This is a genomic window from Blautia faecis (assembly GCF_027662325.1).
Taxonomy (GTDB): domain Bacteria; phylum Bacillota; class Clostridia; order Lachnospirales; family Lachnospiraceae; genus Blautia_A; species Blautia_A faecis.
This window is the reverse complement of sequence record NZ_JAQDKY010000060.1, coordinates 1-14,311: the sequence shown is the minus strand read 5'-3', so window position 1 is coordinate 14,311 and position 14,311 is coordinate 1. Positions and strand designations below refer to the sequence as shown.

General features: G+C 54.7%; 17 protein-coding genes and 1 pseudogene. 1 reads left to right on the top strand and 17 read right to left on the bottom strand.

What is annotated here, in order from left to right:
- The first annotated feature begins 198 nt into the window (after positions 1–198).
- Positions 199–558, top strand: coding sequence for a helix-turn-helix transcriptional regulator (locus PGQ38_RS18105; protein WP_117483855.1), 360 nt, complete (start codon positions 199–201; stop codon positions 556–558).
- A 169-nt stretch (positions 559–727) separates the two neighbouring features.
- Here PGQ38_RS18105 and PGQ38_RS18100 read toward each other — a convergent pair whose 3' ends face one another.
- The 17 genes and pseudogenes from PGQ38_RS18100 to PGQ38_RS18020 form a co-directional block, all read right to left on the bottom strand.
- Entirely contained in the window at positions 728–2,143 is a 1,416-nt protein-coding gene (locus PGQ38_RS18100; protein ID WP_118203678.1) for a relaxase/mobilization nuclease domain-containing protein, read from the bottom strand.
- 79 nt (positions 2,144–2,222) lie between these two features.
- Positions 2,223–2,513, bottom strand: a complete 291-nt coding sequence (locus tag PGQ38_RS18095) for a CD1845 family protein (RefSeq protein ID WP_005927606.1) — start codon at positions 2,511–2,513, stop codon at positions 2,223–2,225.
- A 175-nt stretch (positions 2,514–2,688) separates the two neighbouring features.
- A complete protein-coding gene (locus tag PGQ38_RS18090; protein ID WP_118203679.1) occupies positions 2,689–3,030 on the bottom strand; it encodes a plasmid mobilization protein in 342 nt (113 codons plus the stop codon).
- Positions 3,030–3,212, bottom strand: a complete 183-nt coding sequence (locus tag PGQ38_RS18085) for a DUF4316 domain-containing protein (RefSeq protein ID WP_118203680.1) — start codon at positions 3,210–3,212, stop codon at positions 3,030–3,032. The genes PGQ38_RS18090 and PGQ38_RS18085 overlap by 1 nt, the downstream gene beginning before the upstream one ends.
- A 12-nt stretch (positions 3,213–3,224) precedes the next feature.
- A complete protein-coding gene (locus PGQ38_RS18080; protein WP_243087655.1) occupies positions 3,225–3,815 on the bottom strand; it encodes a defense against restriction DarA-related protein in 591 nt (196 codons plus the stop codon).
- A gap of 132 nt (positions 3,816–3,947) precedes the next feature.
- Positions 3,948–4,349 (bottom strand): cysteine-rich VLP protein, encoded by a 402-nt coding sequence (locus tag PGQ38_RS18075; protein ID WP_055650129.1) that lies wholly within the window; start codon positions 4,347–4,349, stop codon positions 3,948–3,950.
- Entirely contained in the window at positions 4,350–4,547 is a 198-nt protein-coding gene (locus PGQ38_RS18070; protein ID WP_005927616.1) for a hypothetical protein, read from the bottom strand.
- Entirely contained in the window at positions 4,544–5,191 is a 648-nt protein-coding gene (locus PGQ38_RS18065) for a DUF4366 domain-containing protein (protein ID WP_118667900.1), read from the bottom strand. The genes PGQ38_RS18070 and PGQ38_RS18065 overlap by 4 nt, the downstream gene beginning before the upstream one ends.
- Positions 5,178–5,444, bottom strand: coding sequence for a DUF4315 family protein (locus tag PGQ38_RS18060; protein WP_005927622.1), 267 nt, complete (start codon positions 5,442–5,444; stop codon positions 5,178–5,180). The genes PGQ38_RS18065 and PGQ38_RS18060 overlap by 14 nt, the downstream gene beginning before the upstream one ends.
- A 22-nt stretch (positions 5,445–5,466) precedes the next feature.
- A complete protein-coding gene (locus PGQ38_RS18055) occupies positions 5,467–7,134 on the bottom strand; it encodes a C40 family peptidase (RefSeq protein WP_270432973.1) in 1,668 nt (555 codons plus the stop codon).
- A gap of 279 nt (positions 7,135–7,413) precedes the next feature.
- Positions 7,414–9,843: a VirB4-like conjugal transfer ATPase, CD1110 family gene (locus PGQ38_RS18050; RefSeq protein WP_074441079.1), complete on the bottom strand. Its 2,430-nt coding sequence runs from the start codon at positions 9,841–9,843 to the stop codon at positions 7,414–7,416.
- Positions 9,761–10,147 (bottom strand): PrgI family protein, encoded by a 387-nt coding sequence (locus PGQ38_RS18045; protein WP_003500106.1) that lies wholly within the window; start codon positions 10,145–10,147, stop codon positions 9,761–9,763. Before PGQ38_RS18045 ends, PGQ38_RS18050 begins: the two co-directional genes overlap by 83 nt.
- Before the next feature lie 44 nt (positions 10,148–10,191).
- Positions 10,192–10,845, bottom strand: a complete 654-nt coding sequence (locus tag PGQ38_RS18040) for a DUF7007 domain-containing protein (RefSeq protein ID WP_270432970.1) — start codon at positions 10,843–10,845, stop codon at positions 10,192–10,194.
- A 9-nt stretch (positions 10,846–10,854) separates the two neighbouring features.
- On the bottom strand, positions 10,855–11,496 hold the full coding sequence (locus tag PGQ38_RS18035) for a septation protein SpoVG family protein (protein WP_182429010.1): 642 nt from the start codon (positions 11,494–11,496) through the stop codon (positions 10,855–10,857).
- A 42-nt stretch (positions 11,497–11,538) separates the two neighbouring features.
- A complete protein-coding gene (locus PGQ38_RS18030; RefSeq protein ID WP_005927637.1) occupies positions 11,539–12,405 on the bottom strand; it encodes a VirB6/TrbL-like conjugal transfer protein, CD1112 family in 867 nt (288 codons plus the stop codon).
- A 40-nt stretch (positions 12,406–12,445) separates the two neighbouring features.
- A pseudogene (locus tag PGQ38_RS18025) lies at positions 12,446–12,529 on the bottom strand (Maff2 family mobile element protein); the annotation flags it as partial.
- A 90-nt stretch (positions 12,530–12,619) separates the two neighbouring features.
- Complete coding sequence (locus PGQ38_RS18020) at positions 12,620–14,257, bottom strand: recombinase family protein (protein ID WP_270432965.1); 1,638 nt, start codon at positions 14,255–14,257, stop codon at positions 12,620–12,622.
- Between the last annotated feature and the right edge of the window lie 54 nt (positions 14,258–14,311).

Sequence of the window (14,311 nt, the reverse complement as noted above, 5' to 3'; positions counted from 1 at the left end):
TATAACAGGCAAATGTCCGAGAAATGTTACAGCGGACGAATTTTTGAAAAAATTATTTCTTCATAAATTATATAGCCTGTTGGCTTTTACATCAAGATTTTACAAGTGAATAGTGAAATGAAATACTACCTTACATAAAGTTTCATTACATTCTCATAATCCAACCAGAAATGTACAATGATATAGGGTGATATGAGAATGAACCAAGATGAAAGAAGGTTTGACTTTCACGGCCTCGGGGCAGCTCTCAAACGAGCCAGAGAAGAAAAGGGCTGGACACAAGCCTATGTTGCGGAATTAGTAGACCGTGACTCCCGTACCATTATGAATATTGAGAACAAAGGTCAATATCCCAGCTTCGACCTTTTTGTTAAACTCATTACTATGTTTGACATTTCAGTTGACCAGTTTATTCATGCGGACGGAGGGGCAAGGTCAAGCTCTTGTAGAAAGCACATTGATGTACTTCTAAACTCCATGAATGAAAAAGAGCTTGTCGTGATAGAAGCCACAGCCGAAGGCATTAAGAAAGCCAGGGAAACGGAGGTTCCAGAATAAGGGCCTCTGTTTTTTTGCGTCATTTTAGGGGCTGTCGCTAAGTGGCAAGCAATGCCTCTGTGGCCACAAGTGGCACAAAGGCGGCTTGTTGGGGCTCGCCCCAAACCCGTATCTTCGGGCCAACATGGCCCGAAGTGTCAGCGTCGCTTTGCTCCTTATTTTCATAACCTTAACGCTCCTTTTCCTGCTTTCTTCCCGGCTCGGTGTAGCCCATCAGAGTGTCAATGTTCGCCTTGATTGTGACGATCTCCTGCATATCCCGTCGTGCCTTCTGGTATTCTCCATAGAGCTGTTTTTTCTTTGCTGTGAGCTTACGGCCTTCTTCCTTCAGCACGTCCATTTTGGGGAGCTTTGCCCCTCTCAGCAGAGAGCGCATTTCCGCTTGTGCAGCCCGGTACAGTTCAAGGTCGGCCTCATGCTCCGCAAGGAATTTCCTGCTGTACTTCGTCGCCTTATACTGCTCAAAGACTGGGCGGGTTTTGGCATACTGAATCGTTGCGGCCTTTAGCCCGGCATTGGTTTTCATGGCCTGTTCTGTCTGCTTGATCTGCTCGGAAATGGCATGGAAACGGTCTGCCGCCTCGGTGGCCTTCTGCGCCAACTGCTCATAATCGGTCAGGCCATTGTCCTGTATATAAGCAAGGGCAGCAGCCATCTGCTTAATGTTAAATACCTTCGCCCAGCGTTCATATCCCGGCCCCTTACCGGCAGCCAGCTTCGCTTGAATATCCACCGCCAGACTGATTTTCCGTTCCGAGTGCCCGGGGCGTTTTTCTTTGCCCTCAATGGCGGCCAGAACATCTTGCAAGTCGTAGCCGTCCCCCAGCGTGGAGGCACGCAGACGGGTGAAGCGTTCCTGCCCTTGCCCGGTCAACCGGAAACTGATACCGCCGCCCCGAACCTTCTTGACTTCATATCCGGCCCGTTTCATCAGAACAAGAAATTCATCCAGATCGGCGGGGCGTTCGGCCAGTGCGGTATCAATGGCAAGGCGCAGTCGGTCCTGATAGGAAAGCGGCCCTTTCCGGTCTTTCTGCCACTCCCCATAGTTCCGATACTTGCCCTTGCTCCGGGGCTTCGGGTTCTCCACGATGGACAGCCCGTTTTCAAGGCACAGCTTGTCAGAGAGCCGCCGAAGGGCGAAGCTGGAGCCCCAAAAGTTTCGGAATTTCCGGGTGCAGTCAAGGGTGGTGGAGTTGTAATAAATGTGACAATGGATGTGCTGCTTATCGGTGTGCGTGGTAACGATAAAAGCGTGCCGCCCCTTTGTCCAGCGCATAGCCAGCTCATAGCCGATACGGTTCGCCTCTTTCGGTGTGATCTCCCCCGGATAGAAGGACTGTCGTATCTGATAGCACAGCACATCATTGGCCTTTTTCTGTTCCCGGCCTGTCATGGCGGCATAGCTGGCCTTTGCCAAAAGGAACTCGTCCGCCACAGTGACCGGATCACATTCATAAGCGGAGATGTACTTTCCGCTTTCTGTTTTTTCCGGGTTCTTGCCATAGTCCAGACAATCCCGGATAGCCTCAGCAATCGTTTCGCCTTCGCCCGCATGGCGCTGCAACAAAGTTGTGGTAGCCAAAAATCATTTCTCCTTTCCATGAGAAAGGGGCGGCCCATTCAGACCGCCCCGACTTCGGGCCAGTATGGCCCGAGGCTGCTTAACTTGCCAGAAACCGGTACAGAGCGGATTTGCCTCCGTCCAGCGCCCAAAGAAGGGAGCCCGCCGCCGCTTGCAGTCCATACGGCGAAAGAAGGAAGGCAAGAAACAGAAATACAATCCCGCCTATGGGCGTCGGCGTGAAAAAGAGAGCGACACCCAGCACCGTCAGGATCACAGAGGCAATCGTCAGCAGGACGGCACAAATATCAAATAGGAACACCAGCAGAGCCGCCAGAAGGGACAACGCTAAAGCAAAGGGAGCAACCAATATTTTCAGCAGTATCTTCATCTTCAAAACCTCCTTTATCTATCCTTCCTACCTCTATTTTATCATGCTTGCCCGGGGACATAAATGTTGCGAAAGATTAGTAAATCCTGTCCCAAACTTTTGGGTCATACTGGCCCGAAGTGGTAAAAAAAGAGCAGGGCGGCAAGCCCCGCAACGGAAGCCTGCCGCCCTCGTCTTACTTTGCCACCAGCTCGGAAAGCTCCCGCAGCACCTTTGACACCTCGCTCCACAGCTTTTCATAGTCCCGCTTCAATCCGTCGATTTCCTCCGGGTACACGCCATAGGTGTGTGCGTGTACGGCGACCTGATTGAGATTGTTGGAACAGCGCCGTTGCAGAGAGATCAGCTCTTTTACGGGCGTAAGGTCGATGTGCAGGATATACCCGTTCAGAGCCATTTTCCGTACATAAGCCCCGGCGTTGGAAATGCCCGCCTCGGCCATCCGCTCATGGATGGCCGCCAGCTCGTCCGGTGTTACCATGACGTGCAGATGGACATTCCGCTTGCGGTTCTCCATCAGCGTTCCAGCTCCCGGCCTTTCCGGCGCTCTTTGGGCTCTTTTACCTTGTCCATCGGCTTTGCGTCCAGCTCCGGGGGCGTGGGTGGGATGGGCGTGTTGTTGGGTACGCCGTCGATCATGTTGCAGTTCTGCTCTGTGGAGAGCTCGGCGGTTTTCAGATAGTTGTCTTTTTCGTGCATGGCGATCCTCCTTTATCGTTCCTCATGGTTTTTATGACTCCGCTTCTGGCCGGGTTCCTTCGGGGGTTCCTGCCCTCTGGTTCCTTCTTTGAGCCGGGCGGTAATGGATGTGCGCACCCGGTCAGGATTGCCCGGTGCTGGTTTCAGTTCATAATCCTCAATCTGCTTTTCGGTCAGCGGCTTTGCGTAGGTCAGTTCGCCCCATGCCATCAGCCTGCCGTCTGCCACAGGACGCCGCCTGTCATCATCGTAGTTGACGATGGAAAGAGGCTGGTTATCCGGCGGCTTCGGGTAGGTGCCTATGTCCACGGGCCGCTGGGTGGAATAATAGCGGTAAACGCCCTCCGGTCCCAGCTCGGTATGCTTGACCGCCGCATGGTAAAACTGCTGATAGTCGTCCACCCGGCGGTCAAAGTCCCTCTGCGCCCACGCTTGACTGGTTCCATAGCGGCCCCAGTAGTAATCCCGATGGCCGTTTTCCCCCTCGGTAAACTGCCAGGTCACAAAGGGGCTCGGCGCTCCCGGATTATGCCCCAGCGCAAAGCCGTGTCCGGTTTCAAAGGTGGCAGCTTTCAAAATCACATATCCTTGTACTGTCTCCAAGAGATCCCTCCTTTCTGTGCCTCGGGCCAACATGACCCGAAGTGCTGGATGTTACGAAATAAGAGGGCAGACCGGGGAGGAATGTAATAAGATATTCCCACCCCGGAAACACCCTCAAAAAAGCCCGGAATGTCAAGCCTTTGGAGGCGGCAAATCGTAACAGCCGCCCGGCCTTTTCTCCCGCATTTTCCTCATGCGTTCCCGGCTTTTCCGTCGGTTCCCTTCGGCCTTGCAGGCGTCGGAGCAGTAGGCTTGACGCCCCTCGGGCAAAAATGCCTTTCCGCAGACCGCACAGGCCCGCAGCTCCGGGGAGATGCCTTCCGTTGTCAGCGCCGCTTGAAGCTCCGGGTTAAGGGGCAGGACAGCCTCACGGAAGTAACGGCAGTACGCCCCTGTCCAGCACTTGTGCAGCATATAGCAGGCACAGTCAAGAGGAAGGCACAGGCCGCTTTCCCGGTCATAGTTGGCGCACATCCCCGTGACCAGAGTGCGGATTTTCTTCTTCTCGTCACGGGTCAGCTCCCGGGCGTCCATTTATGACTTCGGGCCACGATGGCCCGAAGGGCGGGGCTCCACGATCAGCGCCCGGAACTTCTTCCGGCACTGTTTTTTCTTTCCTTTGCACTCCTTGTAATAACGGCATCCCTTACAAGGGTCGTCATTGTCCCAGCCGGGGTGCGGTACTTCCTTCATCATTCGTTCAAAAGGGCTGCTTGTAAAATTCATTCTCATTCCTCCGTATCTTCCTCCCATGGCGGGGTATCTTCGTCCTCGGGTTCCTCTGCGATCTCCTCCAGCTCCCCGTCCTCATATTCGCAGTAATCATCTTCCAAATCCGGGGCTTCATGCTTCGGCTTGTAAATCTTGAAATAGTAACCAATTCCACCGCCGGCCAGCACCACCGCACCGATCAGGAGCAGAGAGAGAAGGGGGCTGTCCTTTTTCTCCGGCTTGGGTTCCGGTACTTCCTCCACCGGTTCAGTGGGCTTTGGCTCTGGCTCCGGGGTCACTTCTTTGGGCGGTTCCTTACCCTGTTCGGCAAGAGGCAGAAGGTCGTCTGTGGTAACGGTATTGAGGAAATAGACGTTCTCGCTGGTTTTCTGTTTGTCGATCACCAGATAAAACACGCTCTCGTCTGCTGTGGTGATGGTGTAGAACTCCTTTCCATCCTCGTCGGTGGCGTTGTCCACCACGGTTCCCGTCCCGTCCGGGGTAAAGGGGTTCTGGGTTTCCGGCTCTGCTTCGGTTTTTGCCGGGGAGGGAGCTGTCTCCGGCTGCGGCTCGCTGCTCTGTGCATAAGCCGGGACTGTAAAGATCAGGCAACACAAAAGGCTGGCAGCCATCGCCGCCAGCCTGCGGTATTTAATTTTCTTCATGGGCTGTGTCCTCCTTTTCGGGTGCCTCCGGCTTCGGGTCAGTATGGCCCGAAGCGGTAAGGCTGTTTTTGGGGTCATTCAGAAAAGCCATAAGCTGGGCGGGCGTCAGTTTGAGGGAGCGCACCGCCTGCACGATCTGGCTGTTTTCTTCCTCCTGTTTCTGCTTTTCCAGCTCCCGGATTTTGGCCTGCCATTCGGCGGCCTTCTCCCGGGCTTTTTCCAGTTCCTTATCGAGCTTGTCGATTTTGTTCATGCAAGGACTCCTTTCCTCTGGCTCACAAACGCCCGAAGGCATAGAAATGTGTCTGCCAGTAGCTTGAATTGATGTTTGCGTATTGGATGGGCGAACCACAATGGAGCATCATCCCGTCGCCCACATAAATCCCCACATGGGATACAGGGCCGGGGCTGTCATAGGTTCCCGTGAAAAAGATAATGTCGCCGGGCTTTGCCTCGGAGGGAGAAATGATAGCACACTGGTTGTAAATGCCCTGCGCCGTGGTACGGGGCAGGTTGTGGACGCCGCTGGCCGTGTACACCCAGCAGACAAAGCCCGAACAGTCAAAAGAGGTGGACGGGCTGGAGCCGCCCCACACATAGGGCCAGCCGATGTACTTTGTGGCTTCTTCCATGAGCGCCGCAAAAGCCGGGTCATCCAGCGCCTCGCCGGGTATCTCATAGCTGGGGCCGGTATCTTCGCCACCGTTGTAAATCCCTTCCCACAGATAGGGTTTGTTGCCTTTGAGCTGCTGCATAACGGTGTAGATTTCCCGCTGCTGTTTGTTAAGCCTCGGCAGGATCACGGCAGGCAGCGTCTTGTTTGTGAGGGTCACATTGAGAATGTAATACTCATAGGGAACTTCCTCGGTGGTGATTTCCCCGGTCTCCGGGTCGGTGCTGGTTTCGGTGCGGTAGCGTATCTCGACTTCCTCCGTCAAGGTCAGTTCATACTGTGCCTCGAAAATCTCCCGCAGCTCGTCCTGCACCTGTTCACGGAAATACACATGGTACTTTGCCGAGAGATAGGACGCCAGCTCATAGGGGTTATGGCCAATCTCGTCCACGGAATAGCGGTACTCGTCATAGCCGGGATGGGTGCTTTCGATGTTCGCTACCGTCTGCGCCAGCTCGTTTTCCAGCGCTGTGTAGTCCTCGTCCACCCCCAGCAGGTCCGTATCCTCCGAGGCGTAGGAGGTGCCGGATAACGCATTGGCAAGGCCGCTGCCAAGCGTGGGAAAGATGGAGCTTACCGCCGACACAAGAAAACAGAGCAGCAACAGCAGGAGCAGGACCAGCACCGCCACGGGATGACGGGTCACAAACTGCGCCGCCCGACGGGTCGCAGTTCCCGAAGCGGCAGCGGTTTTCTTTGCGGCCTTTGCGCCCTGTTTTGCAGCCGCCTTTGCTTCTTTGGAATACCGGCGTTTCAGTTTCCATTTCTGCTGCACACGGGAAAGCGGATTGCTGGCAAGCTCCGGGTGATCGGAGGCCATCTTTTGAAAATCCACATTGGCCCGGGCTTTTATGTCCTTCCGTTCCCACTTTGCCACCTTCCGGGCCGGGTGTTCCCGGTATCTCCGTTTGGCATACCGGGTCAGTTTCCGGGCTCCGGCCTCGGCCACAAGTTCCGACTTATGGGCTCCTTCCACACCCACATTTTCATGCTCAACTTCGTGGATTTTGTTGTGGAGATAAAACCATGCTTCGGTGCGGGTTCCCCGGACAGCTTTCTTCGCAAGCCCCGGCGGCTTCTTCGCTGCCCGTTTTGCCTCGGTCTTGTCCAGTTTCTCCCGGGCCTTTCCCAGCTTTTCCCCGGCGTGTTCCGCTTTTGCCTGTGCTTTCTGGTACTTGTCCTTTTTGCTCCCGGCCTTCTCGGCGGAGCCCTCCGGCTCCTGTGCCTTGCCGGTATCCTGCGGCCCGTCCGCTTCATCTTCCTGCCTCATGCGGTCAGAGGGACGGCTTTTCCGTCTGTCCTCTTGAAACTTGCCGCTTTTGGACTTCGGGCCATCATGGCCCGAAGGACTGTCCTGCCCGGTATCCTCGTCCTTAAACCGCAGGCGTCGGGATGGTGCGGGGGAAGGCCCTTCCCGTTCAGCCGGTCCGGGGCGATTGCTCCCGGTATCCTCCGTCGGCCCCGGCCTTTGAAAATTCCGTTTATCCGGTTTCTTTCCGATGATGTATCCCTCCTTTCCAAACCTCGGGCCATCATGGCCCGAAGTGCGTTATGCCCGGTTCATTTCCTGTTTTTTGTCCTCCGGGCGGGTGGTCATAATGGCGTACAGCTCGGTATTCTGCGGGAAGCGGTCAACAAACGGGATGGTGGTATTCCCGAAGAACAGCAGCCCTTCGCCGGAATTGGTATGGGTCACATAGGAAAGCTGGTGGGGGCTGATCCCAAGCTGTTTGGCTAAAATCTGCCGGTCCCCCTGTGCCTGCGAGAGCAGCACAAGGAAGTCCGAGTTTTCAAAGATGTTCTCAATCTCCGGGCTGGCAAGGAAATCCTTCACGTTCTGCGTTAAAGCACTGGGAACGCACCCTTTTTTTCGCAGCATTTTCCAGATCGCCACACAATAGCTTGCCGTCAGACGGTCACGGAGCAGCACATGAAATTCGTCGAAGTAGCACCATGTAGCGATACCGCGCAGGAAATTCATGGACACCTGCGAGTTTACCAAGTCCTGCATAATGAGCATGGCAATCGTCCGAAGCCCGGCCCCCAGCTTTTTTAAGTCAAGGCATACCAGACGGCGGTTTAAGTCCACATTGGTTTCATGGTTGAACACGTTAAGGGAACCCGACACATAAATTTCAAGGGCCGTTGCCAGCCGCACCGCCTCGCCCTCCGGCTGGGAACAGAGCAGGTCATATAGCGTTTGGAGGGTCGGCATTTTGCTTGTTTCCGGGTTTTGCAAGTGTTCCCGGTACATCTGGCGTACACAGCGGTCAATGACGGTCCGCTCCACCGGCTGCAAGCCATCCTTGCCGCCGACGATCAGCTCCATCAGCGACAGGATAAAGTCGGCTTTCAGCGCCATCGGGTTTTCCTCGTCAAAGCTCAGGTCAATGTCCATCGGGTTGATGTGGTGGGGGCTGTCCGGGGCGATCTCGATGACCTGTCCGCCCAGCCGCTTGATAAGGGGCGAATATTCGCCCATCGGGTCAACCACAATGATCCGGTCACGGGTGGCAAGGAACACGTTCACAAGCTCCCGCTTTGCGGCAAAGGATTTGCCGGAGCCCGGCACGCCGAGGAATAGGCCGTTGGGGTTTTTGAGCTTTTTCCGGTTTGCCATGATGACGTTATGGGAAAGGGCGTTGAGCCCGTAATAGACGGCTTCGCCATCCATGCGGAGCTCCTGCGTCATAAAGGGAACGAAAATGGCCGTGGAGCTGGTGGTCATGCCGCGCTTGATCTCAATGCCGTTATGGCCCAGCGGAAGGCTGGAAAGAAAACCGTCCTCCTGCTGGAAGTCCAGCCGCTTCAAGGTGCAGTTGTATTTCTGGACGATACCGGACACCGTGAACAGGTCATTGTCCAGCTCCCGGCGGGTCGGGGCCATGTTTACCACAAGGAAGGTCAGAAGGAACATTCTTTCATTCCGGCTCTGTAAATCTTCCAAGAGGGTCTTTGCGTCGTTGCTGTACGTTACAAGGTCGGGTGGAAGTATGTCCATGTCGTACCCTGACCGAGCTGCCTTCTTTTGTTCCTCCACCTTCATCTTGTCAATGTCGGAGACTTTGGCCTTGATGGATTTTACGGCGGCGGCCTGATCGACGGTTTGGATATGGAGAGTGATGGTCATTTCCGCATCCATTTCCAAAAGCTCCGCCAGCAGCTTGTCCGAGAGTTCTGAGGCCAAAATCTGCAAGTAGGAGGCAGCGCCCCAGGTCGTCCCCACCCGGAACAGACGGCTGAAACGAAAATCGAAACTGTCCGGGGCGATAAAGTCTTTGGTGGAAAGCCCGGTTTTGGGGATCATATCCCATGAAAACCGGAAGGGGGAGCCGCTGCCGGGGTGGAGCTGCCCGTGAAGAAGCTCCAGCCGTTCCAGCCCCGAAAGGGAGCGGCACTTGACGCCCAGCTTTTTGAAGTTCCCGCAAATGTCCGCCTCTACACGTTCCAGCCTTGCCCTGGCGGTGGAAAGGTCGTCCACGTTCACACCGAAGGTCAGGAGCTTTGTGCGGACAATGCCGTTGTTGCTTTTGGCGATCTGGTTTTCCAGCATTTCCACATACTCACACCGGACGCTGTTGTAATCATCGTCCTGCATGGGGATGTTCACGCTGTACCGGCTGCCCGGGCGGCTTCGGTGGTTGAGGAAGGAAAGCTGGAACGGAAGGCTGCTGTCAAAGTAGTTGAGGCAGGCGCTCCACCCGTCAAAGATGGCCGCCTGATCCTCGGACTGTGCGAGCTGGTAGTTGATGTCCTCGTATTCAATGGTTTTGGTGTAATAGCGGTCCGCTACCCGGCACACCCCGTCCCGGTACATTTCCCGGTAAGGGAGGGTCTGCTGGGCGGTGGTGGGAATGTTCTTTCCTTTCGTGAACAGGCCGGTAAGGCCCTGCTTTTCAGGCTTTCTGCCTGCGGGCTTTCCGGCCCTTCTGCTGTTTCGCAATCGGCTGCGCCTCCTTTCTGGCGCTAAGCAGCGCATAGAAGTTTTCGGTTTTGTAAGGCCGCACACGGGGATAGAGGAACCGGGTGCGGATGATGTTTTTCAGCACTTTTTCCAGCGGCAGACCGTCTCGTTCATACATAGCCAGAAAGAAGAACGGGAGCATGAGGCCGATCATCAGGAACATGGCGGCACTGTTCCCGATACTGCCACGGGAAAACAGGTAAGCCGGGAGGCCCACCGCCGCCGCGCTGGAAAAACAAACAAGCTGGCGCTTCGTTAGGTTGAAGGCCAGCTTTGTCTTGATTTTGGAAAGGTCTTTTGGTACTGGCACATAGGCCATTTTGGTACACCTCCTTTATTGCTTCGGGCCAGCATGGCCCGAGGTTATCTTGCGGCCTCTTTGGCCGGGGCTGTGCTGCGGGCAGCTTCGGCGGCCTCTCGTCCGCTCTGCCTTGCCCGCCAGTATTCGGGGTGATACTGCCGGATGGACTGGTTGAGGTTTTCTTCAAACTGCCCTTTGTCCTTAATGCGGTCAGGGATGTTCCACAGCTTTTTGTCCAGCAGCTCCCGGAGCACTACGCTTTCCTGTGCGTTCTCCTCATAGCAAATATAGCCCTTGTCCTTGAAGCCGCATTTTTTGGCCGCTGGGGAGAGAACGGCGGCTACCTCGTTTGCCACCATCGTTCCGCCGTGGCTGGCGGTAGATACCAGGAACACCCCCGGACAGAGGGTTTCACAGCTTTGCACCTCGCCCCACGGGGAGCTTTTCGGCGCATGGAACATTCCGCCCGTCCGGCTCCGGTCCGCCTGCATGAGCGCCGCCTTTTCCAAGATGGCTTTCAGTTCCGGGGAAAAGTAGGCGTATTCCCGCAGGACACGGGCGGCGTCCCCGCCGCAGGCGTTCATCAACAGGGTATAGGCGTCGCTGTCCGCTTTGGTACAGCGGCCCAGCAGTTTTCCGTCGTAATAACAGGCCGCGTCATAGCCCGTCCGTTTGCGTGGCATGGTTCCCGCCTCCTTTCTGCTTCGGGCCAGCATGGACCGAAGTCAACGCTCCGCACCACGGCTGGGCTTTTCCTTCGGAGGCCGTTCCGTCTTTGCCTGTTCGGCAGCCGCTTTCCCGGCTTTGAGCTGGTCGCTGATGGACGCACGCCCCACAGAGCCGCGCTCCGCCATCTGTTCCAGCTTTGCCTCATAGGCTTGCAGAACAGCAGTATTGAGCTGTTCCCGGAACTCCTTTGTGACAGGGTAGGCCATATCCCGATAGCCGCCTTTGCCGTCCGGCTGGCTGGGCATCCCAAGAAAGAGGCCCTTGCTGCCCTGTACGATTTTCAGATTTTCCACCACAAAGCAGTCATTGAATTTCACGCTGGCAAAGCCCATCAGATTTTTCACAGGTTCGATGACCCGCACGCTTACATCCAGCTTCAACGGTGCGGCCGGGGTGGTGTTTGCAACCTTTTCCTGCATGGTTTCCTCCTTTCCGGCGGGAACAAGGTTCCCGTCCTTGTAGTCATAGCCTTCCGCCCGGAGTGCCGCCAGCGTGTCCGCCGATACGCACCCGGACAGTTTCAGATCAGTTTCCACCATAAAGCGCATGGTGTCTGCTTTAGAAAATTCTTCGGGGAGCTTTCCATAGAAAGCCGGGTGCGGCTGTCCGTCCGCACCCTGTTTGTAACGCCGAGGCATACCGCCTCCTTTCCGCTTCGGGTCAGCATGGCCCGAAGTCTCTTAATGGCAGCCGAAGATGGATTTTGCAAGACTGCCTGTTTTGAATAAGGTAAAACACAGCAGCACCGTATATCCCACGCAGCCCCAGATCGCCCCGATGGGGTCGCCGTCGGTGGCGATACTCTGGATCAGCACCGCATAGATGGCGACACAGACTAAGATCAATAGACCTTGAAAGCCCACCGCAAAGAGGGAGCGGAAATAGTTCTGCCCCATGTGTCCGGTTTCCCTGTTGGGGACTGTGGCAAACGGGATAGGCGCTAAACTTGTGAGTAAATAAATTTCAATCATACGGCCATATACGATGACGAAAATCACGATGTTTAAGGCAATCATGGTAAGCTGGATCAGGAAGGACTGGAGCCAGAGTCCGAACAGAGGGCCTAACTCCATCGCCTCAAGCTCTGTCCGCAGACTGTCCAGCACATCCGGCGTGATTTCTGTCCCGTTCTGGATAATGCCCGCTGACTGCTGGATCACATGCTGGCTCACATCAAAGACCGCCAGCACGATATTGAAGGTATTCGTCAGGATCATCACAGCCACAAAGGTTTTGAACACCCACTTAAAAAACATCCATGTGTCAACTTCATGGAGGTTGTTGCGTTCTATGAGCATCTGTATCAGCTCATAAGTCATTACAAAAGTGAGGATGACCCCGGCGATTGGCAGGATGGCAGTTTCAGAGATCTGTCGTATCATGGAAAAGACCCCGGCGTTCCAGTCCGCCGGGGTCGTGCCTACCTGTGTGGCGATTTCGCCAACGCTCTGATTGACGTTATCGAAAAGGCCGTCCAGATTTCCCATGATACCATCGACGAGCAGACCTTTCAGCCATTCAACGATTGCGTCGATGATAAAGTCCATACATCAGCTCCTTTTCTGGAAAAGGGACAACGGGTGACACTTAGCTGAACAGGCCGGACAGCAGAGGGATAAGCTGAAGGCCAATCAGGACGACACCGCCGCCTGCCATGAGCTGTTTTATCCCCAATTAGGTGTAAAACTCTGCTCGATGGCGGGCGGCGGCGTACAAAAAATCTATATGGTGTTTTTAAGAGAACCGTCCCGGCGGGACAGGTCAGGCAGTGACCTGTTCCACCTCCGGGATGGGTTTGAGATTAAAATGAATTTCGATAGAAATGTGTCTTGTTTTATCTTCGTCAATGCGCTCATGCACGACGATTTCTTTGATTAAGCGGTTGAGGGTGGCTGCGTCCAGCTCTGTGATGTTGGCGTATTCCTGAATGGCTTCCACCCATTGTTTTGCGTCATTGGCAAGCTGGACTTCATCGGACAGCCGCTTTCTGCCCTCGGACACTTTTGTTTTAAGCTCCGTCTGCTCGGTCTGTGTCTTTTCCAGCATGGTGTTGAAATTCTGCTCACTGATACGCCCTGCAATCATATCCTCATAAAGCCGCATGACCATTTTGTCCAGAACCTCAATCCGTTCCTCGTCCCTTGTGAGGGAGCGTTCCATTGCTTCCCGCTGTTCCCGCTGCTCGGCTTCACAGGTATTGGTCAGGCGGTCAGCAACCGCTTCCCCGTCCATCAGGGCAGCTCTGGCACATTCCCGGATTTTCCGCAGCACATGGCTGTAAAGGGTGTCATAATCAATCCGGTGCTGGGTGCAGTGGTTCTTTCCAAAGGCATTGTAGGTCTTGCAGGAGTAAATCCGCTGGGGATGTTTTGCGTTTGTGTAGCGTATCGTCAGCGACTTCCCACACTCGCCGCATTTTATCAGTCCGGCAAACAGGCTGATTTCATTGGTCTGCCCCGGACGCTGGCGGGATTTCAGCTTGTTCTGCACAATGTCAAAGCTCATGCGGTCAATCAGCGGTTCTTTCTTTTCCCCAATCGTGCCGATTTTGAAGCGGTAGTCTTTTTTCTGGGAAGCAATCGCCCCGGTGTAGACGGGATTCATCAAAAGGTCTTTGATAACGGAGAAGTCCCACATATACCGCCCGTTTTCCGGGTCTTTCTTTTCCCATTTGGTGCGGGTATTGCGAAGCCCCCGTTCCCGGTTCCACCATGTGGGGCAGGGGATTTTTTCTTCCTCCAGCCGTCTGCGGATATAGTTCGGACCATGACCGTTTAGGGCATATCCGAAAATCAGCCGCACAATCGGGGCGGTTTCCTCGTCAATGAGCAGATGGTTTTTGTCCTCCGGGTCTTTCCGATACCCGAACGGGGCAAGACACCCGGTAAACTGTCCTTTCTGCGCTTTCAGAAGATAAGAGGAATGGACTTTCTTGGAAATATCCTTGCTGTACATCTCGTTCAGGATATTCTTGAACGGGGCAATATCGTTGTTATCACGCAGGGTGTCGATACCGTCATTCATGGCGATATAGCGGACACCGTTTCTTGGGAAAAAGTCCTCAATCAAATGCCCGGTTTGCAGATAGTTACGCCCCAGTCGGCTGAGGTCTTTCGTGATGACAAGGTTGATTTGCCTGCGCTCAATGGCTCTCAACATTCTCTGTAAATCAGGACGCTCCATATTAAGACCTGTGAAGCCATCGTCCTGATAGACTGCCACAACCTCCCATCCCTGCTTTTCGCAGTATTTTTCCAGCATATCACGCTGGTTTGCGATACTGGCACTTTCGCCTTGCAGGTCATCGTCCTTTGACAGCCTGCAATAGACCGCTGCACGATAGCCCCCGGCAAGTGCCGAACCGATTGTTCTGTATTCCATTTCGTTCATCATAGCCATTTACCCACACAATCCAGACGGTATCTGGCTCTTTTGAACCTCATCTTCATTATA

Bases quoted from the DNA above. Each gene is read 5' to 3' on its own strand.
- PGQ38_RS18105 (WP_117483855.1), top strand. From the start codon at position 199: ATGAACCAAGATGAAAGAAGGTTTGACTTTCACGGCCTCGGGGCAGCT.
- PGQ38_RS18095 (WP_005927606.1), bottom strand. From the start codon at position 2,513: ATGAAGATACTGCTGAAAATATTGGTTGCTCCCTTTGCTTTAGCGTTG.
- PGQ38_RS18090 (WP_118203679.1), bottom strand. From the start codon at position 3,030: ATGGAGAACCGCAAGCGGAATGTCCATCTGCACGTCATGGTAACACCG.
- PGQ38_RS18085 (WP_118203680.1), bottom strand. From the start codon at position 3,212: ATGCACGAAAAAGACAACTATCTGAAAACCGCCGAGCTCTCCACAGAG.
- PGQ38_RS18075 (WP_055650129.1), bottom strand. From the start codon at position 4,349: ATGGACGCCCGGGAGCTGACCCGTGACGAGAAGAAGAAAATCCGCACT.
- PGQ38_RS18070 (WP_005927616.1), bottom strand. From the start codon at position 4,547: ATGAGAATGAATTTTACAAGCAGCCCTTTTGAACGAATGATGAAGGAA.
- PGQ38_RS18065 (WP_118667900.1), bottom strand. From the start codon at position 5,191: ATGAAGAAAATTAAATACCGCAGGCTGGCGGCGATGGCTGCCAGCCTT.
- PGQ38_RS18060 (WP_005927622.1), bottom strand. From the start codon at position 5,444: ATGAACAAAATCGACAAGCTCGATAAGGAACTGGAAAAAGCCCGGGAG.
- PGQ38_RS18055 (WP_270432973.1), bottom strand. From the start codon at position 7,134: ATGAGGCAGGAAGATGAAGCGGACGGGCCGCAGGATACCGGCAAGGCA.
- PGQ38_RS18050 (WP_074441079.1), bottom strand. From the start codon at position 9,843: ATGCGCTGCTTAGCGCCAGAAAGGAGGCGCAGCCGATTGCGAAACAGC.
- PGQ38_RS18045 (WP_003500106.1), bottom strand. From the start codon at position 10,147: ATGGCCTATGTGCCAGTACCAAAAGACCTTTCCAAAATCAAGACAAAG.
- PGQ38_RS18040 (WP_270432970.1), bottom strand. From the start codon at position 10,845: ATGCTGGCCCGAAGCAGAAAGGAGGCGGGAACCATGCCACGCAAACGG.
- PGQ38_RS18035 (WP_182429010.1), bottom strand. From the start codon at position 11,496: ATGCCTCGGCGTTACAAACAGGGTGCGGACGGACAGCCGCACCCGGCT.
- PGQ38_RS18030 (WP_005927637.1), bottom strand. From the start codon at position 12,405: ATGGACTTTATCATCGACGCAATCGTTGAATGGCTGAAAGGTCTGCTC.
- PGQ38_RS18020 (WP_270432965.1), bottom strand. From the start codon at position 14,257: ATGGCTATGATGAACGAAATGGAATACAGAACAATCGGTTCGGCACTT.